The organism is Candidatus Methylomirabilota bacterium, from assembly GCA_035709005.1.
Lineage (GTDB): Bacteria > Methylomirabilota > Methylomirabilia > Rokubacteriales > CSP1-6 > 40CM-4-69-5.
The window spans coordinates 41313-67699 of sequence record DASTFB010000083.1; the positions used below are offsets into that span (position 1 = coordinate 41313).

Genomic DNA, 26387 nt, shown 5'->3' on the forward strand with positions numbered 1-26387 from the left:
TCTCCAAGCGCGACGGCTCAGCGCGGCCGCAGCGCCATCCCGTGGGGGGCCCGGCCCACCGGGATCGTGCGCACCTCCTTGTGGGTGGCGAGGTCGATCACGGCGACCTGATCTGCGGTGCGGTTGGTCACCAGCGCGTAGCGACCGCTCGGCTCCATCACGACGAGATCCGGGTAGCCCCGCTGGGGGACGGTGGCCACCACCTTGTCGTCGGTGGTCCGCACGACGACGACCCGGTTGGTCTTGCGCAGAGTCGTGTAGAGGAAGCGGCCGTCCAGGGTGAGGGTGGCCTCGTGCACGACTCCCGGCAGCGGAATCTCGCCGACGATCCGATTGGTCGCGGTGTCGATCTTGAGGATGACCTTGTTTTCCCCGGCGGCCGCATACAGCAGCTTTCCGTTCGTGGACAGGGCCAGTCCCATGGCGTCGCCGCCCCCGTGCACGATGCGCCCGGTGACGCCCCGGGTGGCGGTGTCGATCATGGTGACGTCACCGGCCGTCTCGCCGGAGACGTAGAACACGCGGCCGTCACGGCTGAAGACACCGTGCGCCGGCCAGGTCGAGACTTCGATCCGGGCCTCGATGCGCTCGGCTTTCAGGTCGTAGATGATCACCTCGTCGTTGCTCGTCTCGCTGGCCCAGTCCAGCACGTAGAGATACCGGCCGTCCGGCGTGAAGGCCAGGTTGTAGGGATTGCCGCCGATTTTCACCCGTTTGACGAGCTTGCGGGCCTCGGCGTCGACGATTCCGAGGTCCCGGCTCTTGTCGTAGACGACCCAGGCGATCCGTCCCTCCGGATGGAACGCGATCCGGTTGGGCTTGCCCCGGCCGAGAGGAATGGCGCCGATCACCTCGAAGGTGTCCGTGTCGATGATCGAGATGGAGTCCGACCTCGTGTTGGTGACGAACAGCGTCGCGGCGCCTGCCGGCGACGCCGCCAGGACGCTGACCAGCACCCATAACGTCGACGCGATCCACGTGCTCAGGGGGCCTCCTCAGGGGGCGCGCTCCAGGGCCACGACGAGCACATTGGGGGCGGCGCCCCGTAAGGTGAATCGTACCTCGTCGCCGACCTGGACGCCGTCGTAAATCTCGGGAGACGCCACGCGGAAGCCCATGGTCATCGGCGTCATGTACCCGGCGATCTCCTCGTGGCTGATCACGATGAGCCCGGCCTCCGGCAAGAGGGCGCGCACGACGCCGCGCACCGTCCACTCCTGCTCGGCGGCGGCCCGCGTGTCCCGCGTCCGCGCCAGCTCCTCGGCGAGACGCTGAGCTTGCCGACCCCACCAGAGATAGCCCCCGCCCACCCCCAGCAGGAGGGACAGGTTGAGCAAGAGCACCACCTTCCAGGGCCGCATCAGTGCACGTGCTCGTCCGGCGCCGGCGCGCCGGCCGGCTCTTCGTTGAGTTGCTGGACCTGGGCCAGGAGCGAGTTCAGATCGTCCGGGGGCGGTCCCTCGGCCGCCCAGCGAGCCCGCAGGTAGCCGGATCGGTCGATGAGGAACTCGGCGTGCGGGCCGTCGGCGAGCAGGCTATAGGCATCCACGATGGCCTCAGCGCCCTCGGTGACGATCGGGAAGAGGATAGGGGGCCGGGAGGCCAGTTGGCGGATGGCGTCGGGCGCGGCATCGCGCGGCACGGCGATCGGTTCCACGCCCAGCAGCGCGAGCAACTGATAGTTCTGGGCGAGCTGGGCCAGCCGGGGGCGGGACTCGGGCAGGGTGTAGAGGACCAGGAGGACGATACGGCGGCCGCGAAAATCGCGAAGCCACTGCGCCGGGATCGGCCCCACCGAGAACGCGAAGTCGGGCGCCACGAGCCACGGCCGCCCGCGCTCCACCTCGGGCCCCAGCGAGCGGGCGGCCGCACGTGCCCCGAGCGCCCTGACGAAATTCACCAGGTCCCAGCGCTGGTCGACGGTGAGCCGCTCGCCGAAGCCCGGCATCCCGCCGCGAGCAATGCCGTGGGTGAGCCACCAGAACAGATCGCCAGCCGTGTGCTGGCTGGTATGCGGGGCGCGCAGGTCGGCGGGCCGGCGAGGCAGCCCTTGGCCGGCCGGCCCGTCGCCGGCACCCGTCGCGCCGTGGCACGCGACGCAGTGGGCGCGGTAGAGCGCGGCCCCCTGGGCGATGGAGGCGGCCTGATAGGGCACCGTGGGCCGGCGATACGTGGTTGGGTACGCATCCACGGTGAGCGCTGGCAGCAGCAAGGCGAGTCCGGCCCCGCCGAAGCCGACCGCGGCGGCGGCCGTCGTCCGGCGGGCCGTGCGGAGGAGCAGCGCGGCCAGCAGCGCCGACAGCCCGAGCACGGTGAGCTGCGATCCGATCAGCGCACGCAGGCGCAGGTCGGGCGAGCCGTCCAGCGCCGTGAGCGTGAGACGGAAGGCGAACGGCCACGTGGCCTCGACGTGACGGGCCGGCGGGGTCGTGGTCAGCGCGGCGACGATGCCGATGAGGACCAGGGCGAACGCCGCCTCGATCGTCATGCTGCGGGCCAGCCGCCGCAAGGCGGGACGACCGACGGACCTCGCCTCGCCGGCCAGCGCCGGTAGCAGTCGGCGACGGTTCAGCCCCGCCAGCGCCAGGATCGGCGCTACCAGGGCCAGCTTGGCGAGGAGCAGGCGACCGTAGGCGGTGCCCAGGAGGCCGGCCACGCTGCCCACGTGGGTCGCGGTGTTCCACACGCCCGAGAGTAGCAGGCCCAGAACGGCGACCAGGGCCAGCCGCGAGAAGCGCCGCGCGGCCAGGACGGCGTGCGGCCGCGCGTCGGCGCCGTCCTCCGCGCTCGCCGCAGCCATCAGCGCGGCGAGGGGCAAGAGCGAGCCCGCCCAGAGCCCCGCGGCGATCAGGTGCAGCCCGTCCACGGCGATCGCGCGCGCCGTCCCCGGGTCGACGGCGGCGGCGTGCCCGGAGGCGCCCAGGAGCGCCAGGGCCGCCAGGCCCAGGAATGCGGCCTGCCCGCGGGCGGCGAGCCAGTCGACGCGTCGACTGGTGTCGCAGCGCAGCACGAGGAAGGCGCCGAGCAGCAGGAGCAGACCGTGGCGGGCAAGCCAGACATGGCCACCCTGAGTTTGCAGGAGGACGCGACCGACCGCGCCCAGCTCCAGCGCCGCCGACATGCGTCCTTCCAGCAGGGCCGTCTGATATCCGAGCATGCCGAGGCCGGTAGCCAGCGCCAGGAGCAGCAACCGTCGCGCGTTGGCGAGCGTGCGCTCCTCCCAGACCGTTGCCGTCGGACGCGGCGCGCGCCCGGCAATGAGCGGGGCGCTGAGCGCGCCCACGACGAGCACCGAGGACAGCAGGTGGAGCCAGCGGATTGCGATCGTCGCCGCAGCGTTGAGGTCCACGAACCCGTACCTTACCATCGACCGCGATGGCCTCGCGTGGCGGCGGCGCCCTTCGGGCCGTGTTCTTCGACGCCGGCAACACGCTGCTGCGGATGGACTACGACGTGATCGCCGAGCGCTTGTGCGCCTGCGCCTGCGGCGTCCAGTGCCGCGCGACGGACGTGCAGCGGGCCGAGTGGCGGGCGCGGGTGCGGCTGGATGCCGCGCTCGGCCCGCCCCGGATGGGCCGACCGTCGACCGAATCCGCCGGCACCAGCGACCTCTACTCTCGGCTCCTGCTCGAGGAGCTCGGCGTCGGCGACCCGACCGTGCTCGACGCGATGGCGGCGTGGCGCCGGGCCTACAACCCTCCGGTGGGCTTGTGGAACACGGCGCAGCCCCACGCCGAGAAGGCGTTACGGCGGGTTCGGGCGGCAGGCCTGAGCGCTGCCGTCATCTCCAACTCGAACGGCTCGGTCCGCATGATCCTGGACTCGCTCGGACTCGGGGCCTACCTGGACTTCGTTCTGGATTCCTCGGAGGTCGGCGTCGAAAAGCCTGACCCACGGATCTTCAGGCTGGCGCTGGAGCGCGCTGGGCTCGGCCCCGGGCAGGCGATCTACGTCGGCGACCTTTACTCCGTCGACGTGCTCGGCGCCCGCGGGGCCGGCCTGGGCGCCCTGCTGCTGGACCCCGGCGCCTGCTGGGGCCCTCGCGACTGCCCCACCGCCCCCGATGTACTGACCGCCGTCTACCGGATTCTCGAGCAAGCAGGGCCATAAAGCAGGACTGTTCAGGGCCGGTTCCACCGCTCCCACTGCGTTGCACCTCACGCGAAATGGGGAGGTCTGGAGGGGGCAGCCTCGCCCCTTCCAGGTTCATGCCGAGGTTTGGAGGGGGCGCGCCTCGTGCCCCCTCCAAGTTCATGTCGAAGCGTGAAGTCACTCCGGCAGCGTGACGAACGGGTAGCGGCGAAGGGCGTCGTAGAGGACGCGCTTCATCTGCTGGATCTCGCGCTCGGTGCCCGCCTCGAAGCGGAGGGTGAGGTAGGGATTGGTATTGGAGGCGCGGACGAGGCCCCAGCCGCCGCCGGGAAACAGCACGCGGGCGCCGTCGATGTCGATGGTCTCGTAGCGCTGACGGAGGTCTCGAGCCAGCTCGTCGATCACGCGGAACTTCTCGCTGTCGGGGCACAGCGCCTTCAGCTCCGGCGTCGCGTGCAGATGGGGCACCGAGTCGAACAGCCGCGACAGCGGCTCCTCGGCCCGGGCGGCGATCGCCAGCACCTTGCCGGCGGCCAGAAGTCCGTCGTCCACTCCGTAGTAGTCCTCGGCGAAGAACATATGGCCGCTGACCTCGCCGCCCAGGAGGATGCCATCGTCCCGCATCTTGCGTTTGAGATGCGAGTGCCCGGTCTTCCACATGACGGGCACCCCGCCGTGCCGCTTGATCTCGTCGACCAGCAACTGGGAGGACTTGACGTCGAAGACGACCTTCGCGCCGGGGTGGCGGGTCAGCAGATCGCGGGCCAGCAGGACGAGCACGAGGTCGGCCTCGTGACGACGGCCGCGCTCATCCACGACGCCGACCCGGTCGGCGTCACCGTCCCAGGCCACCCCCGCGTCGGCGTGGACCTCCAGCACTTTGGCCTGCAGGTCCACGACGTTCTCGGGGTCCTCGGGATCGGGCAGGTGATTGGGAAAGCGGCCATCCGACTCGCAATGCAGCTCGATCACCTCGCAGCCGAGGCGGCGGAGGAGCGCGGGGCCGTGGAGGCCGGCCACGCCGTTGCCGGCGTCGGCCACGACGGTGAGCGGACGCGTGATCGTCACCAGGCGCTCGACGGTCGCGAAGTAATCTTCCCGGGGATCGCGTGCGGTCAGGGTGCCGCTGCCCGTGGCGTAGTCCTCGTCGAGGATGAGGCGGCGGAGGCTCTGGATTTCCTCTTCGGTGAGCGGCGCGGCGCCGGCCCACACCATCTTCACGCCGTTGTACTCGATGGGGTTGTGGCTGCCCGTGATGGTGGCGCCCCCGTCGAGACGCCAGTGCGCCGTGGCGAAATAGAGGATGGGAGTGGTCACGAGTCCCACGTCCACGACATCGACGCCGGCGGAGCGCACGCCGTCGACGAAGGCCCGCTTGAGGTCCGCTGAGGACAGCCGGTTGTCCTGGCCGACGGCGATGGTCCGGCCGTTCCGCCGGCGCAACAGCGTGGCGTAGGCCCGACCGACGCTGCGGAAGACTTCGGGATTGATGTCGGTGCCCACGCGGCCGCGGACGTCGTAGGCGCGGAAGATGTGCGGGTTCAGCATTGTGTGGCCGGCGCTCCTGGGCTAAGGTGAGCCGGTTGCGCGATCACCCCTGGAGGGTACCACGGTCACCCGCGATCGATTCTCGAGGTTGCCATGACCGACGACACCGAGCTCCGCGAGCGTACCCGACAAACCGCGCGTCTCCTCTTCCACTCCATCAGCGGTGGCGTGGGCTACGAGACGTGGCGGAAGTTCGACCGCGGCCTGGCCCGTGAGCTGTCCATGTTCTTCCTGGGCAAGCTCTACAGCCGCGAGGTGCTGTCCCAGAAGCAGCGCGAGCTCTGCGCGGTGGCCTCGCTCACCGTGCTGGACCGCCCGCGCGAGCTGAGCGCCCACATCCATGCCGCCCTCAACGTGGGCGCCACGCGGCAGGAAGTGGCCGAGACGATCTTCCAGCAGGTCACCTACGGCGGCATGCCGGTGGTCGTGGAGGCCCTCGAGGTCTACGCCGAGGTCCTGCGCGCTCGCGGCGAGCCGTTCCCGGCCGACGAGCCCTGATGTCCGCGCGCGCCCTGGAGGCCGCGGTGGAGGCGGCCCGGGCTGCCGGCGAGATCGCGCTGAAGTACTATCGGGCCGGCGTCGCGGTGACCCTCAAGGCCGACCGCACGCCGGTGACCCAGGCCGACCGCGAGGCGGAGCAGGCCATCGTCGAGATCCTCGGGAGAGTTCTTCCCGGCTACGGCTTCGTCGGCGAGGAGCTCGGCACGCGGGGACCGTCCGAACGCCGCTGGATCGTCGATCCCATCGATGGGACGCAGAATTTCATCCGCCGGATCCCGTTCTGGGCGACGCTGATCGCTCTGGAGGAGGCGGGGGAGCTCACTGTCGGCGTGATTCACAACCCGGTCACCGGCGAGCTCTACACCGCCCGGCGTGGCCACGGCGCTCAGCTCAACGGCGTCCCCCTGACGGTGTCGCCGCGGGCCGACCTGGCCGAAGCGCATCTCATCCATGCCGGTCTCGACCTGATCCGGCGCGGCGGCCACTGGGATGGCTTCGTCAAGCTGGTCGGCGCCACGGCGCGCCAGCGGGGGTTCGGCGACTATTACGGCTACACCCTCGTGGCCGAGGGTAAGGCGGAGATCTACCTGGAGGCCGACCTCAAGCCCTGGGACCTGGCCGCGTGCCGGATCCTGGTCGAGGAGGCGGGAGGTCGGTTCACGGACTTCGACGGCCGGGCCACCATCTACACGGGTACCGCGCTGGCAACCAACGGTCGACTGCACGAAGCGGCCCTCGCCGTGCTCCACGGCCTTGAACCCTCCCGGGGCGTCTGTTAGGGTCCGATTGCCATGACGGGCCGAGGCCTCGGGGTGTCGATCATGCCGCTCGACAACCGTCGCGAGGCGCTCGTCGCCGCGGCGGTGGAGGCCGACCGCCTCGGCTACGAGGCGTTCTCCCTGCCCGAGACGTGGGCGCTCGACGTCACCGTGGTGTTGGCCGAGGCTGCCGTGAAGACCCGGCACATCGCGCTGGCTACGGGCATCGTCAGCATCTGGGGCCGGAGCGCGGGCACGCTGGCCATGATGGCCGCGACCCTGGCATCGCTGTCGGGCGGTCGCTTCGTGCTCGGGCTCGGCGCCAGCACGGCCCAGCTCGCCGAAGGGCTGCACGACGTACCCTTCCAGACACCGGCTGTCCGTCTCCGGCGGACGTTGACCCAGGTGCGCGCGCTGCTGCGCGGGGAACGCATCCCGCTGGCCGCCGGGGGCGCTCGCGCGCTCAAGCTCAACCTGCCGCCGACGCCGCAGGTGCCGATCTACCTGGCGGCGCTGGCCGACGAGTCCATCCGGCTCGTCGGAGAGCTGGCCGACGGCTGGCTGCCCTTCCTCTATCCGTGCAGCCAGCTCGCCGCGGGGCGGGCTCTGCTGGCCGAGGGTCGAGCGCGGAGCGGCGCCAGCGGGGAGCTTCCGCTCATCTGTCCGTCCGTGCCGACCGTCGTGGCCGAGGACCCGGCCCGAGCACGCGAAGGCGCGGCCTGGTTCGTCGCCTTCTACCTCACCACCATGGGGCCCCTCTACCGGCAGTCGCTGGCCCGCCAGGGCTTCGGCAAGGAAGTGCAGGCGGTGCTGGCCGCGAATACTCCGCGCAATCGGGGGCTCGTTCCCCCGGAGGCCGAGATCCTGCTCGAGGAGCTGACGATCTTCGGCACCCCGGAACAGGCTCGCACCCGCGTCGCCCGCTGGTATGCCGCCGGCGCCGCCCTGCCGATCCTCTTGTTGCCGCCGAACCTGACGCCGGACGAGATCTCGCTGGCGCTCGACGCCTTCCGGCCGCTCGTCGAAGCCCCCACCGGTGCCCGGATCCAGCGCATGGGCTCGGCGTGAGCGGCGTGACGGGACGCGACCGGGTCGTGGCCGCCTACAAGGGGGCCTACGCCGACCGGGTGCCGGCGTATCCGATCGCCGGGTCGTTCGCCGGCTGCCTCGACGGGCTCAGCATCGAGGAATACTGCACCAATCCCACCAAGGCCGTGCGGGCGATGCTGAACTACTACGAGCGGTACGAGCCCGACATCATGATCGCCTTCAACGACCTGGCCAAGGAGGCCGAAGCGATCGGCTGCCACGTGAAGTACTCCGACTATGTGGTGCCCTCCATCGACCAGCACGTACTGCAGGACGACAAGGGCCGGCTGGCCCGCCTGGAGATTCCCGACCCGTCGCGGGACGGTCGGCTGCCCGCGTTTCTCGAGCAGTGCGCGGCGCTGTCGGCGGCCCGCCTGCCCAGCGCGCTGGGGGCCGTCCTGGTGGGGCCGTGGACGATCGCCATGCTGATGCGGAACCCCGAGCTGATGTGCCTGGATACCATCGACGATCCTCCCTTCGTCCACGAGCTCATGCGCTTCGCCACCGAATACGCCAAGCGGTTCGGCGAGGCGGTGCTCGCGACGAAGATCGGGCTCAGCTACACCGACCCCACGGCATCCTGCTCGCTCGTGGGCCCCGACACCTATCGGGAGTTCATCAAGCCCTACCACCAGGAGCTGGTGGAGCACTTCAAGGCCAGGAAGGCCGGCACGACCGTCCACATCTGCGGCACCACCCACCAGATCCACGAGGACCTGATGGACGTGGGGTTCGTGGCCATCACCATCGACCTCGACCAGCAGGCCGACCCGGCGCTCAAGGTGGACCAGCTCGACAAGCTGGTGACCCTGGGGAACCAGCGCAACGTGGTGGCCATCGGCAACGTGGATGTGACGATTTTCGAGCGCGCCACCCGGCAGGAGATCGAGGCCGAGGTCCGCCGCTGCATCGACACCGTCGGCCGGCGGTCGCGATTCGTCCTGTCCACCTCCTGCGAGCTGCCGCCCCGGGCCAACCCCGACTGTGTCCGCTGGTTCATGGACTGCGCTCGGGACTACGGTCGGTACGAGCGGATCTTCGGCGCCGACAGCGCGCGGTGACCTGCGCCCGCGCGCAGGCCGCGGGAGCGAGCGTGCTGGCGATCCACCCGGGCCCTGTGGGCGATGTCCTGCTGGCCGTTCCCGCCCTCCGAGCCCTGAAGGCCGCGGTCCCGGACCAGCCACTGGTGCTGGCCGCCCAGCCGGCCGTGGGAAGCCTGTTGGCCGCGCTGGGCGCCGTCGACGACGTGCTGGCCTTCGAGGGCCTCGGGCTGCAATCGCTGTTCGTCGAGGACGACACGCTGCCCGAGGTCACGGCGGTCCGGCGGGCGAGCCGGATCGTGTGCTGGTTCGGCGCCCGTGATCCCGTCTTCACGCGTCGGCTTCGGGCCCTGGCGCCGACGGCGGTCGTGGCTTCCCCGACCGGGGACGGCACGCTCCCGGTCTGGCAGCACGTGCTGGCCAGTCTGCACGCCGGGCTGGAGGTGTCACTCGCTCCCTGTGATCTCTCCCCGGCGGCGCGCCGGGCCGGGGGCCAGGCCCTGATCGGAGCGGGGTGGCGGCCGGACAGGCGGCTCGTGATCGCTCACCCCGGCGCGGGCAGCCGCGACAAACGCTGGGCCGCCGACGCGTTCGTCGAGGTGCTGGCCCCGCTGTGCGCGCGCGCAGACGTGAGCGTCGTCCTGCACGAGGGACCGGCTGATGCCGACGCGGTCGCCCGGGTCGACACGGGTTTGGCCGGTCAGGCCGGGGTGCTGAGAGGCTTGCCTCTGGTGGACCTGGCCGGCGCCCTGGCTCAGGCCACCGCCTACGTGGGGAATGACTCCGGGGTCAGCCACCTGGCCGCCACGGTCGGCCGGCCTTCGGTGATCCTGTTCGGGGAGCAGCGCATCGCCTGGCGCCCGTGGTCGGCGTCCGCCGACGTCGTGCTCGTCGAGGCCGGATCGGCGGCGAAGGCCGATGTCGTCGCCGTAGCGCGCCGGCTGGCGGCGCGGCTCGTCTGAGATCCGCGATGGGGAAGCGACGCGGCCCCACGGCGCACCTCCTGGCTGGCGTGGCGATCGTCGCCGGCGCCGTCGGCGTCGGTGTGGTCGAGGCGCTGCGCCTGCCCAGAGGATCCACCTGGCTTGTAATCGCCGTCACCATCGTGTTCGTCGTCGTGGCGAGGTCGCTGCACCGTCGATTTTGACATCTCGCGCGTCGTGCGACGACGGCGCGACGGCGAAGTGAGATGAGATCGTGATCACTTTTCATCCACGCATAGTGTGATCGTCGTATTCGATCGTTACGATGCGGTTTCCCCTCTTGACACCATGCAACCCACAGCGTAATTACGTTCGAGAGAAAGTTCTTTAACAGTTCGATAGGGGAGCGCATTGCCGAGGCGCGTGATCGAATCGATGAGGGCAGACGAGGGGCGTCCACGGAATGACGCGACCGCCACACTGATGCACCTGCCCGACGGCGTGTTGCTCACGGATGATCGCCAACGCATCTGCTGGAGCAACACCGCCGTCACGCGCATGACCGGCTGGACGGCGGACGAGCTCAGCGAGATGCCGCTCGGACTGCTGATCACCGGTGAGCAGCTCGAGGCCATCGCGCGCGCGCGCGGCATCGAGCCCGGGCAGCTACAGCGTTACCACTGCCTGCTGCGAGAGAAGTCGGGGGAGCATCGAGAGGTTTCCGTCTCGGTGGGACGCGCCGACATCAGCGAGACGCCGGCGACGATGTACGTGCTGCGCGATCTCCGGCGTCAGCGTGTGCTGGAGCGACGGCTGCTCGCCGAGCTCGAGGAGAACCAGGCGCTCAAGGGGTTCGCCCGGAAGGCCACCGGCGTCGTCCACGATCTCCGCCACCTGAATCATCTGCTCGGCGTCACCGTGAAGAACCTGCAGCGCCACCGTGACGAGCCCGCGTTCGTGGAGGAGGCCTTGCGGTTGCTCGGCACGCTCGGCGGTCGGATGCGGCACGTTCTGGGCGGGCTCGCGGTCGAGCCCGCGCACCCTGGTCTGCGCCGGCAGCTCACCGACGTCCGGGACCTGGTGCATCATGCCCTCGCGCTGCTGGGCAGCCCGGGTCGCGAGACCCCGAGCGAGGTCGCGCTCGAGGGATTCGATCAACCACTCCTCAGCGACGTGGACCCCGACGAGATCCTGCGCGTGGTGTTCAACGTCCTGGTGAACGCGCTCGACGCGGTGGCGCCGGAAGGCCACGTCACGGTACGGGCCGCCGGCGATGCCCCCACCGGCCGGGTGACCCTGGTGGTCGAGGACGACGGGCCCGGACTCGCCGCCACCTACTTGCGCAACGACCTGTTCCGCCCCTTCCGTTCGACCAAGCCCGAAGGGCTGGGGCTCGGGCTGTACCAGGCGAAGTCCATCGTCGAGTCTCACGGCGGCACGCTGAAGGTGGCGAACCGCGAAGAGGGACCCGGCGCGCGCGTGACGATCGTGCTGCCCGGTGTGGTGGAGCCGGGGCGGCGGACGTGGCTCGCGGCGCCAGAAAAGGAATCCCATGCAACGGCCTAGGGTGTTGATTGTCGAAGACGATCCACTGACGAGCCGGCAGCTCACCGTCGCGCTCGGGGACGAGTTCGAGGTGATGACGGCCGCCGACCGGACCACGGCCGTGACCCTGGTCCGTCGCGAGGAGCCGCACGTCATCCTGCTCGACCTCGGGCTGCCGCCGACACCCGACAGTCCCGAGGAAGGCTTCCGGTTCCTGGAGGAACTGCGGGGGGAGCCGACCATCCGGCGGGTGATCGTGGGCACCGGCCACGGACAGCGGCATCACGTCCTCCGCGCGCTGAGCGTCGGCGTGCGGGACGTCCTGACCAAGCCCTTCGACCTGGAAGCGCTCAAGCTGGTGATGCATCGCACCTCCTGGGTGGCCGAGGCCGAGCACGAGCTGGCCATGGCGCGCCAGGACGCCGACACCCCGGACGAGGAGATGATCGGCACCAGCCCGGCCATCCGCCAGATCTTCAGCTCCATCCGGAAAGTGTCCACGACCGACGTGCCCGTGCTCCTGGTGGGCGAGAGCGGAACGGGCAAAGAGCTCACCGCCAAGGCCATTCACGAGCGCAGCGCCCGCAAGGACGGCCCGTTCATCCCCATCAACTGCGGCGCCATTCCCGAAACCTTGCTGGAGGCCGAGCTGTTCGGCTACGAGAAGGGCGCCTTCACCGGCGCCGTGCACGCCCGCAAGGGCAAGCTCGAGTACGCGCAGCGTGGCACGTTGTTCCTGGACGAGGTCGGTGAGATGTCGCTGGCCTTGCAGGTGAAACTGTTGCGCTTCCTGCAGGATCGGACCATCGAGCGGGTCGGCGGCCGCCAGACCATCGAGGTGGACGCGCGGGTCGTCGCCGCCACCAACGTCGATCTGCGGCGGGCCCTGGAAGCCGGGACCTTCCGCGAGGATCTGTTCTATCGCCTGAGCGTGGTGACGATCGCCTTGCCGCCCTTGCGGGAGCGGGGCGAGGACCCCGTCTTGATCGCGCAGATCTTCTTCAAGCGCCTCTGCGAGCAGATGCACAAGCGTCTGCGAGGCTTCACCAAGGAGGCCATCCGCGCGATCGAGACCTATCCCTGGCCGGGAAATGTCCGCGAGCTTTCCAACAAGATCCGCCGCGCCGTGGCCATGGCGGACGGCGCCTTCATTACCCCCGACGACCTCGATCTGCCCTGGGACGGCACGCAGGCCTCGCGAACGCTGTCGCTCCGCGAGGCCCGCGACCGGCTGGAGGCCGAGATGATCGCCCAAGCGCTGGCCCGCCACGACGGCAACCTCAGCCGCGTGGCCGAGGAGCTCAAGATCAGCCGGCCGACGCTCTACGCGCTGCTCCGGAAGCATCGGATCCGGGAGCGGCGCGGCGGCGTCGCCCCGCGCCGGCACGAGGGCGCGGCCGGCGCCTAGTCGATCGGGGCAGCCGCCGGCGAATCGGCCGGTGACTTGCCGAATCTCACCAGGGTGTAGCCGAGCGCCGACGTCTGGCCGCGACGGACTCGCCGATCACGCCGACGCCGTTCGTACGACGCGTCGCTCGCCTGCTGGCGGCGATCGCCGCGGCGGCGCTCCATCATTACCCCGACCCCTTTGACGCTGGCCAGCCGGCCCTGCAGGAATGCGTAGAGGGTCGGCTCTCCGGAGGCGATGATGACCAGGAGCTGGATGCCCGGGAACGACGTGGAGGGCAACGTGGACAGCAATTGCTGCTGATGGCGATCGCACACACCGTGGGTTTCCCCGGGATCCTCGAACGGCTCGCGCTCGCCGAGATTCCCGGTCCGACCCTCCTCACGACACCACGCGCAGTACGCCTTCACGGGCTGACCTGGTTGACGGCCACATCTCTTTATACCGCGAAGCAAACGTAAAATTTCGTAGCGGTCGTGATCCCGCGGGACCGCCGTCACTTCATCCTCCTGCCGGCAGTTCGTTGGATTTGACAGTTCCGTCGCGGCGCTCGGACTGACCTTTCACGGTTTCAGCAACTTAGCGAAGCGCGCCGCGCTGGCACACCGATTGCCACGGCTTCGCCATTCCGGTGGGGATGACGATGAGACGAGCGCTCGGGATAGTCGTGGCGCTGTTCCTGCTCGCGTGGGGACCGGTCGCCTTCGCGAAGGGATACGCCACGGGGGCCGAATGCTCGCGCGTGATCCTGTGGGACGAGGAACCTCCGCGGAGCACGCCGTCCTGAGGGACGACCCCTATCCCAGGGGCTGTCGCAGACTTCTACACCAGCTAAGGGACTCGCACGAAGCGGACCGCATCCGCCGCAGCCTGACCGTTGCCGTCGCTGACGCTCACGCTGCCAGTCGTTCCCACCTCGAAGGTGTAGCGACCGTGAAGCTGCCACCGACCGCCTCCGGTCCGCTGATCGAAGGTCCGGGTCGTGCTGCCTCCGGCGTGGGTGACGGTGACCGGCACGCGTCGCGAGCGCCTCGTGCTCGACGTCCACCACACGTACACGTCATAGGCGCCGCGGGCCGGGATGCGGGGCGTCCAGCGGTAGGTGTCTCGGAAGAAGCCGCAGCTGGCGAGTGAGCCGCCACCGAATGGGCCCGGGGCCGACGAGGCGCACCAGCGCCCGCTGAAGGACCGGCCCCCGGTCGTATCCCGAAGACCTGCGGGCGCGTTGTCGATGATGAGCTCCGCGGCGGCGCAGGAGAGCCGGCCACAGCGGGGAAGGGCGGGTCCGCGTCGGCACGCCGGGAGCGGAAATCAAGAAACACGCCAGAGCTGCGGTGAGCAAAGTCGTGCGCCTGCGCGTGGGCGGTGCCCGGCGTTGCCATTCCGCCGCGCGCGCTGGCATGACTGTCAGTTTCGGGACAGCGGTCCGGCGAGGTACACTTCCACCCGGAGGATCGGGCTCATGCCAGCCACGCTGCGACTGCCACGCCCCGACAGGACGCTGGGCCCCTACACCCTCATGGGAACGCCCACGGTGACGCCCCCGAGGGAGCCGCTCACCAGCCGGGTGGCCTTCGCCGCCGTGCACGTTGTCGCCGACCCGCTCGCGCCCGGCGACCCCACGGAGGACGCCGTCCTCGATTGGGAGGCGACGTTGGCCTATCGCCGCTACCTCTGGTCGCTGGGGCTGGCGGTCGCCGAGGCGATGGATACGGCGCAGCGGGGCATGGGCCTGCCCTGGGCCGCCGCCCGGGAGCTCATCCGGCGCACGGTGGCCGATGCCCGGACCACCCCGGGCGCCGTCGTCTTCTCGGGCGCGGGCACCGACGACGTGCCGGCCACGCCGCGCGTCACCACCGCGGACGTGGAGACGGCCTACGAAGACTCGTGCGCGTTCATCGAGTCGGTGGGCGGGCGCATCATCCTGATGGCGAGCCGGGCCCTGGCTGCCTGCGCCAAGGGGCCGGACGACTACGTGAAGGTCTACAGCCGCATCCTGTCCCAGGTGAAGCAACCCGTGATCATCCACTGGCTCGGCGACATGTTCGACCCCGCGCTCGCCGGCTACTGGGGGTCTCACGATCTCGATCAGGCCGCCACGACGTTGCTCGCCCTGGTCAGCGAGCACGCCAACCGGGTCGACGGGATCAAGGTGTCGCTGCTGGATCAGCGGCGGGAGATCGCCATGCGTCGCCGGCTCCCCCGCGGCGTGCGGATGTACACGGGAGACGACTTCGACTACCCGACGACCATCGCGGGCGACGAGCAGGGTCACAGCGATGCCCTGCTGGGGATCTTCGACGTCATCGCCCCCATCGCCGCGGCCGCCCTGCACGCGCTGGATGCCGGACACCGCCGCCGTTTCGACGAGCTGCTGGCGCCCACGGTGCCGCTGTCCCGCCACGTGTTCGGCTCGCCGACGCGCTTCTACAAGACCGGCGTGGTGTTCGCCGCCTACCTCAACGGGCACCAGACGCATTTCCGGATGGTCGGCGGTCTCGAGAGTGCCCGCTCGATCGTCCACCTGAGCCAGCAGTTCATCCTGATGGACCAGGCAGGCCTGCTCCGCGATCCCGACCTGGCCGCGGCCCGGATGCGTCACGTCCTGGCCCTGGCTGGGATCAGCTGAGCGCGGGCGCCGGCCGGGAGGGCCGCGTGGCCAAGTTCAAGATCGTCACGCCTGTCGGCGCCAGCTTCTCGGTGCCGGGTGTCGGCTACAAGCTGGAGATGGAAGCCCTTGCCCCGCTCGATGCGGAGATCGTGGAGATCGCCCCCGGCAGCGACGAGGAGTTCGTGCGGGCCGCCCGCGATGCCGATGCGCTCTACGCCAAGGGCCGCCGCATCACCGAGAAGATCATCGACGGGCTGGAGCGGTGCCGGGTCATCGCGCTGGGCAGCGTCGGGGTCGACTCCGTCGACGTCGCTGCCGCCACCGCGCGGGGGATCCCGGTCACCAACGTCCCCGACACGTTCATCGAGGAAGTCGCCGACCACACCATGATGTTGCTGCTGGCCACCTATCGGCGGCTCACCACCATGGACCGGTTCGTCCGGGACGGGCGGTGGGCCGAAGGCCGCCCGTTGCTGTCCCAGTGGCCCCGGCTGATGGGGCAGACGCTGGGCTTCGTCGCGTTCGGGCACGTCGCCCGGGCGGTGGCCGTCAGGGCCAGAGCCTTCGGGTTGCACATGCTGGCCTACGATCCCTACGTGGAGGAACTGGTCATGCCCCGCTACGGCGTGGAGCCGGTGGGTCTGACCGAGCTGCTGCAGCGCTCCGACATCGTGTCGATGCACGCGCCATCGACGTCCGAAGCCCACCACCTGCTGACCGAGCACCACTTCCGGGCGATGAAGCCGGAGGCGATCTTCATCAACACCGGGCGCGGCCCGACCGTGGACGAAGCCGCGCTCATCCGCGCCCTGCAGGAGGGTTGGATCGCCGCCGCCGGCCTGGACGTGCTCGAGCAGGAGCCGGTCGCCCCGACCAATCCGCTGTTGAAGATGGAGAATGTCATCCTCACTCCGCACGTGGCCTCGGCCTCGGTCCGGTTCGATCCCGTGCGCAAGCGCCGGGTCGGCGAGGAGATCGCCCTGGTCCTGACCGGCCGATGGCCGCGGAGCTGCGTGAACCCCTCCGTGCTGGAGCGCGGCGGGCTCCGCCGCTGGCAACCCCACTCCATGGAGCGGGGCCCAGGAGCGTAGCCGCTACAGCACGTGCAGGAGGGGGCGCGCGCGGAGACTGTCCGGCGCCCAGAAGCCCGCGCCGGTGAACCACTCGATGACCGTGGCCGCGTCGCCCGCGCGGCAGAGCGCGAACGTGTCACCGCCCGCGAAGAATCCCCCGAAAGCCAGGCGTCCGGCGCCCCGCAGCTCGATCAGGGCGAACTGGGCCATGTCGTGCTCGGCCGTGCGGCCTTCGATGATGGTGGCCGACCGCGAGCCGTCGAGCACGATCGGGGGAAGCTCCCAGGGCTCGATGAACTGGGCGAAGCTCCGCGGCGTATAGCGGACCCAGGCGCCGCCCGCCCAGTAGGGATCGTCTTCGATGAGCGTGGCGAGCTGATCGGGCCGCCCGATCCGGTAGACGAGGTCGGCGCTGCGCCCGTCCGGCGCCGGCCCCCCGCCGATGACGACGCCGCCTTCGCGCAGCGCGGCCAGCCGCTCGATGTGCGCGCGGCGGTGGGGCTCGCGTTTGTCCGTGTAGTGCTCGGCGGTGGTGATGGCGACGTGCACGACGATCACGCGGGCGTCCTCCTCGGTGCGATGATCGCATGATAAGGTGAACGGCGATGGACGTTCTCGCCGAGTTCCGCGCCCGCTATCCGTTCCCCCTCGATGACTTTCAGGTGGAGGCCTGCCAGGCTATCGGCGCCGGCTCGTCGGTCGTCGTGGCGGCGCCCACCGGGGCGGGCAAGACGCTGGTGGCCGAGTTCGCCATCACGCTGGCCCTGGCCCAGGGCCGGCGAATCGCCTATACGACGCCGCTGAAGGCGCTGTCCAACCAGAAGTTCGCGGACTTCTCCCGGGCGTACGGCGAGGACCGGGTCGGCATCCTGACCGGCGACGTCAAGGTGAACCCGCAGGCGCCGGTGCTCGTCATGACGACCGAGATCCTGCGCAACATGTTCTATACCGGCGGGCTGGCCGGCCTCGGGTGGGTCGTCCTCGACGAGTGCCACTACATGGGCGACGAGGGCCGGGGGACGGTCTGGGAGGAGATCATCGTCAACGCCCCTGCCGACGTCGGTCTGGTGGCGCTGTCGGCCACCGTCGCCAACGTGCGGGAGATCGCCGACTGGATCGCTCTGGTGCACCGCCCCATCGTCCCCGTCTACCATCCCCACCGGCCGGTGCCCCTGTCCTACGCGCTGGCCGACCTGGCCGGCGAGATCCACGACTTCGACAAGGTCCGCAAAGGCCAGGTGCGGATCGTGGGCGACGAGCGCTCCGGTCCCGACGAACGGGGCCGGTGGTTCACGCGGCGAGTGGTCGATCCCACCGTCCTCATCGAGGAGCTGGAAGCCCGGGGGTGGCTGCCCGTCATCTACTTCATCTTCAGTCGCGCCGGGTGCGAGCGGGCGATGGCCGACGTCCTTACGGAAGGCCGCGGGCTGCTCACCCGCGATCAGCGGGGCGAGGTCGACGTCGTCATCGGCGAGGCCCTGCACGAGAGTCCGGGCATGGGGGATTCCGAGCTCAACCAGACGATCTTCCGGGCCCTCGGCCTGGGGGTCGGCGTGCACCACGCGGGGATTCTGCCCAGCGTCAAGCGCCTGACCGAGCGGTTGTTCGAGCGCGGCCTCTGCAAGGTGGTGTTCGCCACCGAGACCATGAGCCTGGGCATCCACATGCCCGCGCGCTCCGTCGTGCTCCAGAGCCTGACCAAGCGGACGGAGCGGGGCTTTCGGTCCTTGTCGCACAACGAGCTGACCCAGATGGCCGGCCGGGCCGGCCGACGGGGGATCGACACCGAGGGCAAGTGCGTGATCGCGCTGGATGCCCGCGACGGCGTCGAGGACGTGGTGCGGGTCGTGGACGGCTCGCCGGAGCCGATCGAGAGCCAGTTCAAGCTGGGGTACGGCTCGGTCGCCATGCTCATCGCCACCGGCGCGCCTCCGGAGGTCCTGCGCCGGCGGGTGGAAGCGTCCTTCGGGCAGTACCAGAACCTCAAGCGCATGCGTGCGATGGAGGACGAGGTGCAGCGTCTGGAGGCCATGGCCAACGAGGCCCGGGCCTTCGCTGCGCCCTGCGGAGACTTCGAGCGGATCGGGCGCTACCGGCGGCTGCGTCAGGAAGTGGAGGCCCGGCGCCGTGCGAGCGGCCGCGGGCGGGGCGAGCGTAGCGCGATCGAAGCCGAGCCGGGGCGCCTGGCCATCGTCAAGCGCCGGGGCGGCCCCAGCCTCGCCCTCATTCTCGGTGTCCATTCGATGCGCGGACATCGAGCGCTGGTGGAGGCGCTCCTGCCCCACGGCGCCGTGGTCCGGCTCAAAGCCGGCGCCATCAAGCAGATCCTCTGGTCGACCCCCGCGCTGACGTTGCCCCGCGATCGTGGCCGCGACCCCCGCGGCCTCCGCCACCTGAGCGCGCAGCTGAGCGAGCTCGATGCTCATGAGCTGCTCGAGCGTGAGCGGGCCCAGCGGCCGGAGGCGGCGCTCGGCAGCGTGGAGTGTCACCGCTGCCCCTGGGGCTCCACGCCCCGGTGCGATCAGGCCTGGCGCGAGGTGGAGCGGGTCGGCGAGCGGCTCGCCCAGCGTCGTCAGGCGCTCGAGTCCTTGCGCGGCGCCTACTGGCACGAGTTTCTGAGGGTGGTGGAGGTCCTGGAGCAGTTCGGCGCGTTGCGCGAGGGGCGGCTCGAGGCCAGGGGCCGATTGATCGCCGGGCTCCGGCACGACAATGAGCTGCTGGTGGCCGAGGTGATCTCCCGCGGGCTCCTGGCCGATGTCACGCTGCCGGAGGCGGCCGCGCTCTGCTCGACGCTCTCCGAGGAGGCGCGCTCCGGCGAGCCGGCGCTGGCCCGTGCCTTCCTCCGGGCCCGACCGAAGCTGCGGCGCCGGCTGGATCAGATCGCCGCCGTGGCCGAGACCGTGGCCGAGGCCCAGCGACACCGCCGGCTCGGCATGCCGGTGAGCGTGCACCCCGGCTTCATGGCCGCCGTCTATCGCTGGGCCTCGGGCGAGGCCGACTGGCAGGCCATCGTGCAGGACGCCTTCGGCGGGCACGAGGGCGACCTGGTCCGCGCCATGCGCCGGCTCATCGATGTGCTGCGCCAGCTCGGCGAGAATGCCGAGGTTCCGCCGGCCACGGGGCGGCTGCTGCTGCAGGCCGCCCGGATGATCGACCGCGATATCGTCCTCGAGTCCGCCCTGATCTGATCTGCTATGCTCTCCTCGTGACGGTGCGCCTCTGGGTTCTCGTTGCCCTCCCGCTGGCGCTGGCCGCATGCGCCACCGGCAAGCCCCTCGAGCAGCGGACGAGCCAGGGACCCACGGCCGAGCACTTCTGGTTGCTCCGGATGATCGAGGCCAACGGTCGCGAGCCGGACTTCGACGAACGCCGGCACTGGCAGAATCAGATCGACGAGGACATCGCGCAGTACCTGCGCACGCACCCCGAGACCGCCAACAGCCTGGAGGTCTCGACGTTCCGCTTCTACCGGCGGGCGACGGTCGGCATGACCAAGGAGCAGATCGTGATTCTGCTGGGCCGGCCGGAGACCACGACCACCGATCCCGCCGAGATGGAGAAGCTGGCCCGTCAATACTGGCCGAGCGTCAAGGCCCGCGCCCAGGAGGCCTGGACCTACCCGCTGGGCTGGCGATTCTACTTTACCGACGACCGGGTGGTCGACATCACGCAGTACCTGCCCCGTGAGTAGCGAGGAGCTTGCCCATGCCGGAGCTGGAAGAGAAAGTCATCGCGAGCTGGAGGTACAGCAAGGGGGCGCTCGACGCCAAGACCGCGGCGCTCTGTTATCTGGCGGCCAACCTGGCCGTGGGGAACACCCACTGAGCGAAACGCGACCTGGCGGGCGCCAGGGCAGCCGGAGCCAGCGAGGCCGAACTGCGAGAGGCCATCAGCTTCGCCATCCGGGCCAACGCGGCCCGCGCCCACGCCGACATCTTGAAGGTGTGGGCCGATGGCGGACATTAGCCTGACCGCGGCTTTCTCCACGGTCCCCGTCGGCGAGCAAGAGCACATCAAGCGCGTGCTGGTCGAGACCGTCGGGCAGCTGGCGCGCGAGGACGGGACGTTCGCGCGCGCGCGCATCGTGTTCACCGAATCCGACGAGCGCTGCGGGCTCTCCGCCGAGCTCGACGGCATCAAACGACAGGGGGTGCCGTTGCCGCTGGACCTCGAGGAGCTGGAAGAGGCGAAGACCTCAGCCGGGGCCCGGGCCCAGCTCAAGGAGTCGTTGCGCCTGTACTTCCGGAAGGTGCTCGGCAAGTGACGGACGACGCAGGGCGGCTCTTGTTCCTTTGGCGGGAGTGCCTGTTCCGAGTGCCCGATCGGGTGCAGGCGCCCAAAGCGGGCTCGCTGTTCTTCTGCCGTCACCTCGCCGTCCAGCGGGGTGAGCGCATGCTGGAGATCGGCGCCGGACTCGGGCTGGCCGCGGTGCTGGCGGCCCGCGCCGGCGCCCACGTGGTCGCCACCGACATCCTCCCCGAGGCCGTCGACGCCATCCGGGCCAATGCGGCGATCAACGGGGTGAGCGTCGACGCGCGCCAGGGCGACGGTTACGGGCCGGTCGTCGGCGAGCGCTTCGACCTGATCTGCACCAATGCGCCCCAGATGCCGACACCGCCTGGCCGTGAACGGCGCGACGCCGCGGCGGCTGCCGACAACGGCGGGTTCGACGGCTGGGACATCCTCGACCGCGTCATCGAGGGCGCCGGCGCCCATCTGCGGCCCGGTGGCCGGCTCGTCTTCTCCATCTTCGGCTTCCTGGGACGCAAGAGCGCGTTCGCCCGGCTCGAGCGCGCGGGATTCGTGCCGATGGTGGTGGCGGTGGAGACGCAGGCGTTCCCGCGCCTGGGGTATGAGCGCCTCGATCACATCCGCAGCGTCGATGGCGAAGGGACACTGCCAGCCGGTGTGCCCGTGACCGTTGAGCGTCTGATCCTCCAGGGCACCCTGCCATGCTCCGCCGGCTGATCGTCAACGCCGACGACTTCGGGATGACACCGGGGGTGAGCGCCGGGATCCTCCTCGCCGCTCGCCACGGCATCGTGACCAGCACCACAATCCTCATGACGGCGGACATCGACCGCGGCCAGCTGTCCGCCGCGCTCGATTCCGGCCTGGGGCTGGGCATCCACCTCAACCTCACGCTCGGCAAGCCGCTCACCCGCGCCCGCTCCCTGGTCGACGGCGACGGCCGCTTCGTGCGTGATCCGCGCCGGGCGGCGGCCCGGGCGGACGTCAAGGACGTCGAGAGCGAGATCGAGGCGCAGGTCGAGCGCTTCATTGCTCTTGCCCGCCGCCCGCCCACGCACCTGGACACCCACCATCACGTCGGGCTCTTCCCGCCCGTCGATGACGTCGTGCTGCGAGTGGCCCGCCGGCTGGGCGTCGCCGTGCGCAGCCAGACGGAGCTGGTCCGGGCGCGCGCCCGCGCGGCTCGGCTCAAGACCCCCGATCACTTCTTCGGCGAATCGGGGCCTGCGGCCTACTGGTCGCCGGCGCGCCTGCGCCAGGTCTTGAAGGAGGTGCCCGGCGGTGTCTCCGAGTTCATGACGCATCCCGGCCACTGCGACGAGGGCCTTGCCGGCAGCCGGTACGGGCGCCAGCGCGAGACGGAGCTGGTCGGCCTGGGGAGCGCGGCCGGCCGGGCGGCCGTGGCGAGCCTCGGTATCCGCCTCTGCCACTTCGGCGACCTCTGATCCGGCCATGACCTCTGTCGTGGTCGGGGTCGACGTCGGCGGAACGACGACGGCTGCCGGCGCGGTGACCGGGCGGGGCGAGGTGTTGATCGAGGAGCGTGCTCCAACTCACGGCGACGGCCCGGGGACTGCCGGACGGACCATCGTCGGGCTCATCGAGTCGATCCTCGACCGCGCCGCCGACCTCGGGCTGCGCCCGAGCGCGATCGGCGTCGGGTTGCCCGGCATCGTGGATCCGGCGAGTGGAGTCATCGGCGAGGAGGCTCCGCACGTCTTCGATCTCCAGGGTCAGCCTTTGAGACAGAAGCTTGCCGATCGGTTTCGATTACCAGCCTATATCGATAATGATGTCAATGCGTTAGCCATTGGAGAATATGTTTTTGGTCAAGGTATAGGTGCTCGTTCTCTGGCCGTTCTGGCTGCCGGGACGGGGTTCGGGGCCGGCATCATCCTGGACGGGCACCTGGTCCGTGGCGTCCGCGGCTTCGGCGGCGAGTTCGGCCACGCGCCGGTGAAGTTCGACGGGCGAGCCTGTTGGTGCGGTGGCCGCGGGTGTCTGGCGGTGTACGCCAGCGGCCGCGGCATCGCCGAGGCCGGGCAGGAACGGGCGGGCCCGGACGCGAGCAGTGAGTTGCTGCGTCTGGCCGGGGGAGATCCTGGCGCCATCACGGCCCCGCTCGTCTTCCAGGCGGCTGCCTCGGGCGACCCCGTGGCGACGGGTATTGTCGAGGAGGCGTGCCGCGCGCTCGGGGCGGGTATCGCCGTCATCGTGAACGGTCTGAACCCCGAGGTCGTGGTGATCACGGGCGGCGTCGCCGCCGCCTACGCGCCGCTGGAGAAGCGCGTGCTGGCCGCCGCTGCCGAGCACGCCTTCCCCCGGGCGCTGGTCGACACGAGGGTGAGCATCGTGCCGGGCGACAAGCGCCACAGCATGCGGGGAGCCGCGGCCCTGGTGCTCTACGAGACGCGGGGTGGGCAGCGACCCCCGGGAGGGCAGCGATGAAGGCCATCACGTTCCATGGGGTGGGCGACGTGCAGGTCGACGACGTCGCGGATCCGAAGATCGTCGATTCCGCCGATGTGGTCCTGCGCATCACCACCAGCGCGGTGTGCGGCTCGGACCTGCACCAGTACCACGGCCGGGGCGGCGGCCTCGTCGCCACCGGCGCCGTGATGGGGCACGAGTTCATGGGCGTCGTGGAAGAAGTGGGCCCGGCCATCCGGAGCTTGCGTCCCGGCGACCGCGTCGTGGCACCGTTCTCGGTCTCCTGCGGTCGCTGTGAGTGGTGCCAGCGGAGGCTGCCCACGCAGTGCACCACCACGGGGCGGGCCGTCTTCGGCGGCCGCTTCGGCACGATCTTCCCCGGCGGGCAGGCCGAGCGCATCCGCGTGCCCTTCGCCGATCACCTGTGCGAGAAGCTGCCGGCCGGCATGTCGGACGAGGACGCGCTATTCCTGGGCGACATCCTCTCCACGGGCTACTGCTGCGCCGAGAACGGCGGCATCCGTCCCGGCGACACCGTGGCCGTCTTCGGCGCCGGCCCCGTCGGGCTCCTGGCCATGCAGTCCGCCCAGCTCTTCGGGCCGGCCCGAGTCTTCGCGGTGGATCGCGTCGACTACCGGCTGGCTCTGGCCCGTGACCTCGGCGCCGAGCCCGTCGACCTCGAGCGCGGCGATCCCGCCGAGCAGCTACGGGCCCAGACCGGCGGCTGGGGGCCCGATGTCGTCCTCGAGTGCGTGGGCCACGAGACGCCCTTCACCCAGGCCATCCAGGCGGTGAGGGCGGGCGGAGTGGTCTCGTCGGTCGGCGTCTACGTCGAGCCGAGCATGGGGTTCCCCGCCCGGGAGGCGTTTATCAAGGACCTCACGCTCAAGATGGGCATCTGCAACGCCCGCAACTACATCACGCCCCTGATGAAGCTGGTCGCCCTGGGCAAGCTCCGGCCCGCGCGCATCATCACCCACACCATGCCGCTCAAGGACGGCCCCCGCGGTTACGCGATCTTCGACCGCAAGGAAGACCGGGCGGTGAAAGTGCTGTTGAAGCCCTGAGGCCTCAGGCGATCACGCGGGCATAGACGTAACAGTCGCGCGGGTGGGCCGACAGATTGGGGTGCACGATCCAGCGCCGCAGCATGCCCTCGCGCGACATGCCGAGCTTCTCGAGCACCCGCGCGGACGCCACGTTCTCGACGTCGCACACGGCCCACACGCGATAGATGCCCGAGAGGCCCGTCGCCCAGCCGACGACCGCCCGGCCCGCCTCGGTGGCATAGCCGAAGCCCCAGCTCGCCCTGGCCAGGGCGTAGCCGATCTCGGCGGCGTGACCGCGGATGCGGCAGGCGATCGAGCCGACCACCTGATCCCGTTCCTTGAGCCCGATGACCCAGCAGTACTCCTCGCCGGACCCCCAGCGCTGGCCGCAGCCGGCAAGGAACCGCTCGGCGTCGGCCCGCGACCGATGGGTCTGGAAGATGAGGTATCGCGTCACCGCGGGGTCGCGCCCGTACTCGTACACGGCGTCGGCGTCCGCCCGTCGAGGACGGCGGAGCAGCAGGCGCTCGGTCGTGAGCGTGTCAGGAGGGCGGATCATTCGTCGACGTCGCCAGTGGGCGGTGATCCGTTGGCTCGCGGATGCAAGACGTCGATCGCCCAGCGGACATCGAGGCGCTCTCCGAGCCAGCCGGGGCCGGAGGTCCTTGGATGGATGTTGAGCCCCTGCGCGGCGTGGTGTGAGCGAAGGGCGTGCGCCGGGTCGGTCGGCACTGCGGCTGGCGGCGGGACTTCCGGGAGGAGCCGCCCGTCGGGCCGCCGGAACCGGAGCGTGCCGTCGGGCTGTCGATCGACCTGGAAGCCCTCCTCGTGGACCGCCCGGTGGTGCCGCCGACAGAGCAGCGTGAGGTTCGAGAGCGTCGTCGGGCCGCCCTGAGCCCAGTGGCGGATGTGGTGCCCCTGGCCGAAGGGGACGCCGCAGCCCGGGAAGCGGCAGCTGCGATCGCGATGCTGGAGTGCTCTCCGTAGGGCGGGTGGAATCGTGCGCGTTCGGGCACCGACTTCCAGCAGGCCGCCGTCCTGGTCGTGGCGCATGATCACCCGGGTGGCGTCGCAGGCCAGGCGCTGGGATGTTTCCGCGGAGAGGCGTGTGCCCTCCTCGAGGACGGACTGGCGGGGCGCATCGGCGTCCGCCAGGACGTCGGCATCGACGTGCACGACAACTTGATAACGCTCGCCCGGGGCCCCGAGATCGAGCCCGTGGTGCAGGGCGGTCTCGGCCAACAGCGCCAGGGCGTCGGCCTGCTGCTGGGCCAGCGTGGAGGTGTCGGGGTGCGGTGCACCCCAGAAAACCACCGGAGACGTTCCCGCGGGAACGTCCACCGGAAGCGTTCCCTCGGGAACGTCGCCCGGGCTGGTGTCGCCTCGATCGGCGCGCTCGTGTCCGCCTGCGCGCGCTTTCTGATACAGCGCCTCCCGGGCCGCGGCCAGCGCCTGCATGACCAGGGCGCCGACCTCGGGCTCCAACCGCCCCCGCAGGACGACCATGCCGTCTTCGTCGTAATACACGTGCAGGGCCCGGCTCTTGTGCCGCTGGGCGGCTTCCTGTGCTTCGGCCTGCCGGTCGACCTTACGCCAGCCCCGCACGATGCGCTCGACGTGTTCGGCCGTCCCGGCCCGCCCGACGGCCAGCAGCCGCTCTTCCGTTTCCGGGGTCGCCACCCGGGTCAGGGCCCGGACCTTCGAGTACGAGAGCTCCCCACGGGCGAGCGCCTGGGCCAGCAACGGTAAGGTTCCCAGGGCGCGGGCCACGCGCACGTGCTCGCGGGCGGCGCCAGGAGCGAGGCCGATCCGCCAGGTCAACCAGTGGGCGCAGGACTTGAACCCGTTGCTCCAGCCGCCGAGGGCATCGAACTCGCGTATCAGGTCGAGCAGGCGGGCAGTCGCAGCATCCAGGTGAGCCGCCAACTCGGCGATCTCGTCGCCCAGCCGGTCGGGCTCTGCGGTGCGATCGTCAGTGGGAACACGAATCGGCGAGTGAATTCCCATGGCGCCCCCTTCGATGGGGGGACTCTACACCGTGTTCTTTACGTCATCCGGGAGCCTCCAGG

Annotated in this window: 28 protein-coding genes; 19 read left to right on the forward strand and 9 right to left on the reverse strand. The window is 70.5% G+C overall.

The window, feature by feature from the left end:
• Positions 1-17: 17 nt before the first annotated feature.
• From VFR64_14255 to VFR64_14265, 3 genes are read right to left on the reverse strand one after another with little or no spacing between them, the layout of a single operon-like run.
• On the reverse strand, positions 18-956 hold the full coding sequence (locus VFR64_14255; protein ID HET9490900.1) for a cytochrome D1 domain-containing protein: 939 nt from the start codon (positions 954-956) through the stop codon (positions 18-20).
• Positions 957-995: 39 nt separating this feature from the next.
• Entirely contained in the window at positions 996-1361 is a 366-nt protein-coding gene (locus VFR64_14260) for a copper-binding protein (GenBank protein HET9490901.1), read from the reverse strand.
• Positions 1361-3367, reverse strand: a complete 2007-nt coding sequence (locus VFR64_14265; GenBank protein HET9490902.1) for a CopD family protein — start codon at positions 3365-3367, stop codon at positions 1361-1363. Before VFR64_14265 ends, VFR64_14260 begins: the two co-directional genes overlap by 1 nt.
• An 8-nt stretch (positions 3368-3375) precedes the next feature.
• On the opposite strand from VFR64_14265, the gene VFR64_14270 reads away from it, so the two are divergent.
• Entirely contained in the window at positions 3376-4110 is a 735-nt protein-coding gene (locus VFR64_14270; GenBank protein ID HET9490903.1) for an HAD-IA family hydrolase, read from the forward strand.
• A 159-nt stretch (positions 4111-4269) separates the two neighbouring features.
• On the opposite strand, the gene VFR64_14275 is transcribed toward VFR64_14270, so the two are convergent.
• Positions 4270-5640, reverse strand: coding sequence for a phosphomannomutase/phosphoglucomutase (locus tag VFR64_14275; protein HET9490904.1), 1371 nt, complete (start codon positions 5638-5640; stop codon positions 4270-4272).
• 93 nt (positions 5641-5733) lie between these two features.
• On the opposite strand from VFR64_14275, the gene VFR64_14280 reads away from it, so the two are divergent.
• The 8 genes from VFR64_14280 to prsR all read left to right on the forward strand — a co-directional run bounded on the left by VFR64_14280 (position 5734) and on the right by prsR (position 12904).
• A complete protein-coding gene (locus VFR64_14280) occupies positions 5734-6138 on the forward strand; it encodes a carboxymuconolactone decarboxylase family protein (GenBank protein ID HET9490905.1) in 405 nt (134 codons plus the stop codon).
• Positions 6138-6920 carry an inositol monophosphatase family protein gene (locus tag VFR64_14285; GenBank protein HET9490906.1) on the forward strand — a complete coding sequence of 261 codons (783 nt, stop codon included), beginning with the start codon at positions 6138-6140 and terminating at the stop codon, positions 6918-6920. Before VFR64_14280 ends, VFR64_14285 begins: the two co-directional genes overlap by 1 nt.
• A 12-nt stretch (positions 6921-6932) precedes the next feature.
• The gene (locus tag VFR64_14290) at positions 6933-7967 is read left to right on the forward strand and encodes an LLM class flavin-dependent oxidoreductase (protein ID HET9490907.1); all 1035 of its coding nucleotides are present in this window, start codon (positions 6933-6935) and stop codon (positions 7965-7967) included.
• On the forward strand, positions 7964-9049 hold the full coding sequence (locus VFR64_14295; protein ID HET9490908.1) for a uroporphyrinogen decarboxylase family protein: 1086 nt from the start codon (positions 7964-7966) through the stop codon (positions 9047-9049). Before VFR64_14290 ends, VFR64_14295 begins: the two co-directional genes overlap by 4 nt.
• Before the next feature lie 32 nt (positions 9050-9081).
• Entirely contained in the window at positions 9082-9990 is a 909-nt protein-coding gene (locus VFR64_14300; GenBank protein HET9490909.1) for a glycosyltransferase family 9 protein, read from the forward strand.
• An 8-nt stretch (positions 9991-9998) separates the two neighbouring features.
• Entirely contained in the window at positions 9999-10175 is a 177-nt protein-coding gene (locus VFR64_14305; protein ID HET9490910.1) for a hypothetical protein, read from the forward strand.
• A 211-nt stretch (positions 10176-10386) separates the two neighbouring features.
• Entirely contained in the window at positions 10387-11517 is a 1131-nt protein-coding gene (locus VFR64_14310) for an ATP-binding protein (GenBank protein HET9490911.1), read from the forward strand.
• Positions 11504-12904, forward strand: a complete 1401-nt coding sequence (gene prsR, locus VFR64_14315; protein HET9490912.1) for a PEP-CTERM-box response regulator transcription factor — start codon at positions 11504-11506, stop codon at positions 12902-12904. The genes VFR64_14310 and prsR overlap by 14 nt, the downstream gene beginning before the upstream one ends.
• Here prsR and VFR64_14320 read toward each other — a convergent pair.
• Positions 12901-13314: a hypothetical protein gene (locus VFR64_14320; protein ID HET9490913.1), complete on the reverse strand. Its 414-nt coding sequence runs from the start codon at positions 13312-13314 to the stop codon at positions 12901-12903. The two genes, prsR and VFR64_14320, sit on opposite strands and share 4 nt — an antisense overlap.
• A 233-nt stretch (positions 13315-13547) precedes the next feature.
• Here VFR64_14320 and VFR64_14325 point away from each other — a divergent pair, with 233 nt between their 5' ends.
• Positions 13548-13691 (forward strand): hypothetical protein, encoded by a 144-nt coding sequence (locus tag VFR64_14325; GenBank protein ID HET9490914.1) that lies wholly within the window; start codon positions 13548-13550, stop codon positions 13689-13691.
• Between the two features lie 44 nt (positions 13692-13735).
• Here the strand turns inward: VFR64_14325 and VFR64_14330 are convergent, their stop codons facing one another.
• Complete coding sequence (locus VFR64_14330; protein ID HET9490915.1) at positions 13736-13921, reverse strand: hypothetical protein; 186 nt, start codon at positions 13919-13921, stop codon at positions 13736-13738.
• A gap of 445 nt (positions 13922-14366) precedes the next feature.
• Here VFR64_14330 and VFR64_14335 point away from each other — a divergent pair, with 445 nt between their 5' ends.
• Positions 14367-15533 (forward strand): dihydrodipicolinate synthase family protein, encoded by a 1167-nt coding sequence (locus VFR64_14335; GenBank protein HET9490916.1) that lies wholly within the window; start codon positions 14367-14369, stop codon positions 15531-15533.
• A gap of 26 nt (positions 15534-15559) precedes the next feature.
• Positions 15560-16606 (forward strand): C-terminal binding protein, encoded by a 1047-nt coding sequence (locus tag VFR64_14340; GenBank protein ID HET9490917.1) that lies wholly within the window; start codon positions 15560-15562, stop codon positions 16604-16606.
• Between the two features lie 3 nt (positions 16607-16609).
• On the opposite strand, the gene VFR64_14345 is transcribed toward VFR64_14340, so the two are convergent.
• The gene (locus VFR64_14345) at positions 16610-17146 is read right to left on the reverse strand and encodes a YciI family protein (protein ID HET9490918.1); all 537 of its coding nucleotides are present in this window, start codon (positions 17144-17146) and stop codon (positions 16610-16612) included.
• 47 nt (positions 17147-17193) lie between these two features.
• On the opposite strand from VFR64_14345, the gene VFR64_14350 reads away from it, so the two are divergent.
• From VFR64_14350 to VFR64_14380, 7 genes are all read left to right on the forward strand, one after another.
• Positions 17194-19776: a DEAD/DEAH box helicase gene (locus VFR64_14350; GenBank protein HET9490919.1), complete on the forward strand. Its 2583-nt coding sequence runs from the start codon at positions 17194-17196 to the stop codon at positions 19774-19776.
• Positions 19777-19793: 17 nt separating this feature from the next.
• Complete coding sequence (locus VFR64_14355; GenBank protein HET9490920.1) at positions 19794-20279, forward strand: hypothetical protein; 486 nt, start codon at positions 19794-19796, stop codon at positions 20277-20279.
• A 261-nt stretch (positions 20280-20540) separates the two neighbouring features.
• Positions 20541-20852, forward strand: a complete 312-nt coding sequence (locus VFR64_14360; GenBank protein HET9490921.1) for a hypothetical protein — start codon at positions 20541-20543, stop codon at positions 20850-20852.
• A complete protein-coding gene (locus VFR64_14365; GenBank protein ID HET9490922.1) occupies positions 20849-21556 on the forward strand; it encodes a HemK2/MTQ2 family protein methyltransferase in 708 nt (235 codons plus the stop codon). The genes VFR64_14360 and VFR64_14365 overlap by 4 nt, the downstream gene beginning before the upstream one ends.
• On the forward strand, positions 21541-22284 hold the full coding sequence (locus VFR64_14370; GenBank protein ID HET9490923.1) for a ChbG/HpnK family deacetylase: 744 nt from the start codon (positions 21541-21543) through the stop codon (positions 22282-22284). Before VFR64_14365 ends, VFR64_14370 begins: the two co-directional genes overlap by 16 nt.
• Before the next feature lie 7 nt (positions 22285-22291).
• Entirely contained in the window at positions 22292-23287 is a 996-nt protein-coding gene (locus tag VFR64_14375) for an ROK family protein (protein ID HET9490924.1), read from the forward strand.
• Positions 23284-24336, forward strand: coding sequence for an alcohol dehydrogenase catalytic domain-containing protein (locus tag VFR64_14380; protein ID HET9490925.1), 1053 nt, complete (start codon positions 23284-23286; stop codon positions 24334-24336). Before VFR64_14375 ends, VFR64_14380 begins: the two co-directional genes overlap by 4 nt.
• 4 nt (positions 24337-24340) lie before the next feature.
• Here the strand turns inward: VFR64_14380 and VFR64_14385 are convergent, their stop codons facing one another.
• On the reverse strand, positions 24341-24877 hold the full coding sequence (locus VFR64_14385) for a GNAT family N-acetyltransferase (GenBank protein ID HET9490926.1): 537 nt from the start codon (positions 24875-24877) through the stop codon (positions 24341-24343).
• Positions 24874-26325, reverse strand: a complete 1452-nt coding sequence (locus VFR64_14390; protein HET9490927.1) for a DUF222 domain-containing protein — start codon at positions 26323-26325, stop codon at positions 24874-24876. The genes VFR64_14385 and VFR64_14390 overlap by 4 nt, the downstream gene beginning before the upstream one ends.
• Positions 26326-26387: the final 62 nt, after the last annotated feature.

Excerpts from the sequence above, each read along its gene's own strand:
- VFR64_14265 (HET9490902.1), bottom strand. The coding sequence starts at position 3,367 with ATGGTAAGGTACGGGTTCGTGGACCTCAACGCTGCGGCGACGATCGCA.
- VFR64_14285 (HET9490906.1), top strand. The coding sequence starts at position 6,138 with ATGTCCGCGCGCGCCCTGGAGGCCGCGGTGGAGGCGGCCCGGGCTGCC.
- VFR64_14275 (HET9490904.1), bottom strand. The coding sequence starts at position 5,640 with ATGCTGAACCCGCACATCTTCCGCGCCTACGACGTCCGCGGCCGCGTG.
- VFR64_14325 (HET9490914.1), top strand. The coding sequence starts at position 13,548 with ATGAGACGAGCGCTCGGGATAGTCGTGGCGCTGTTCCTGCTCGCGTGG.
- VFR64_14310 (HET9490911.1), top strand. The coding sequence starts at position 10,387 with ATGAGGGCAGACGAGGGGCGTCCACGGAATGACGCGACCGCCACACTG.
- VFR64_14360 (HET9490921.1), top strand. The coding sequence starts at position 20,541 with ATGGCGGACATTAGCCTGACCGCGGCTTTCTCCACGGTCCCCGTCGGC.
- VFR64_14390 (HET9490927.1), bottom strand. The coding sequence starts at position 26,325 with ATGGGAATTCACTCGCCGATTCGTGTTCCCACTGACGATCGCACCGCA.
- VFR64_14335 (HET9490916.1), top strand. The coding sequence starts at position 14,367 with ATGCCAGCCACGCTGCGACTGCCACGCCCCGACAGGACGCTGGGCCCC.
- prsR (HET9490912.1), top strand. The coding sequence starts at position 11,504 with ATGCAACGGCCTAGGGTGTTGATTGTCGAAGACGATCCACTGACGAGC.
- VFR64_14350 (HET9490919.1), top strand. The coding sequence starts at position 17,194 with ATGGACGTTCTCGCCGAGTTCCGCGCCCGCTATCCGTTCCCCCTCGAT.
- VFR64_14370 (HET9490923.1), top strand. The coding sequence starts at position 21,541 with ATGCTCCGCCGGCTGATCGTCAACGCCGACGACTTCGGGATGACACCG.
- VFR64_14260 (HET9490901.1), bottom strand. The coding sequence starts at position 1,361 with ATGCGGCCCTGGAAGGTGGTGCTCTTGCTCAACCTGTCCCTCCTGCTG.
- VFR64_14270 (HET9490903.1), top strand. The coding sequence starts at position 3,376 with ATGGCCTCGCGTGGCGGCGGCGCCCTTCGGGCCGTGTTCTTCGACGCC.
- VFR64_14380 (HET9490925.1), top strand. The coding sequence starts at position 23,284 with ATGAAGGCCATCACGTTCCATGGGGTGGGCGACGTGCAGGTCGACGAC.
- VFR64_14305 (HET9490910.1), top strand. The coding sequence starts at position 9,999 with ATGGGGAAGCGACGCGGCCCCACGGCGCACCTCCTGGCTGGCGTGGCG.
- VFR64_14375 (HET9490924.1), top strand. The coding sequence starts at position 22,292 with ATGACCTCTGTCGTGGTCGGGGTCGACGTCGGCGGAACGACGACGGCT.
- VFR64_14280 (HET9490905.1), top strand. The coding sequence starts at position 5,734 with ATGACCGACGACACCGAGCTCCGCGAGCGTACCCGACAAACCGCGCGT.
- VFR64_14290 (HET9490907.1), top strand. The coding sequence starts at position 6,933 with ATGACGGGCCGAGGCCTCGGGGTGTCGATCATGCCGCTCGACAACCGT.
- VFR64_14385 (HET9490926.1), bottom strand. The coding sequence starts at position 24,877 with ATGATCCGCCCTCCTGACACGCTCACGACCGAGCGCCTGCTGCTCCGC.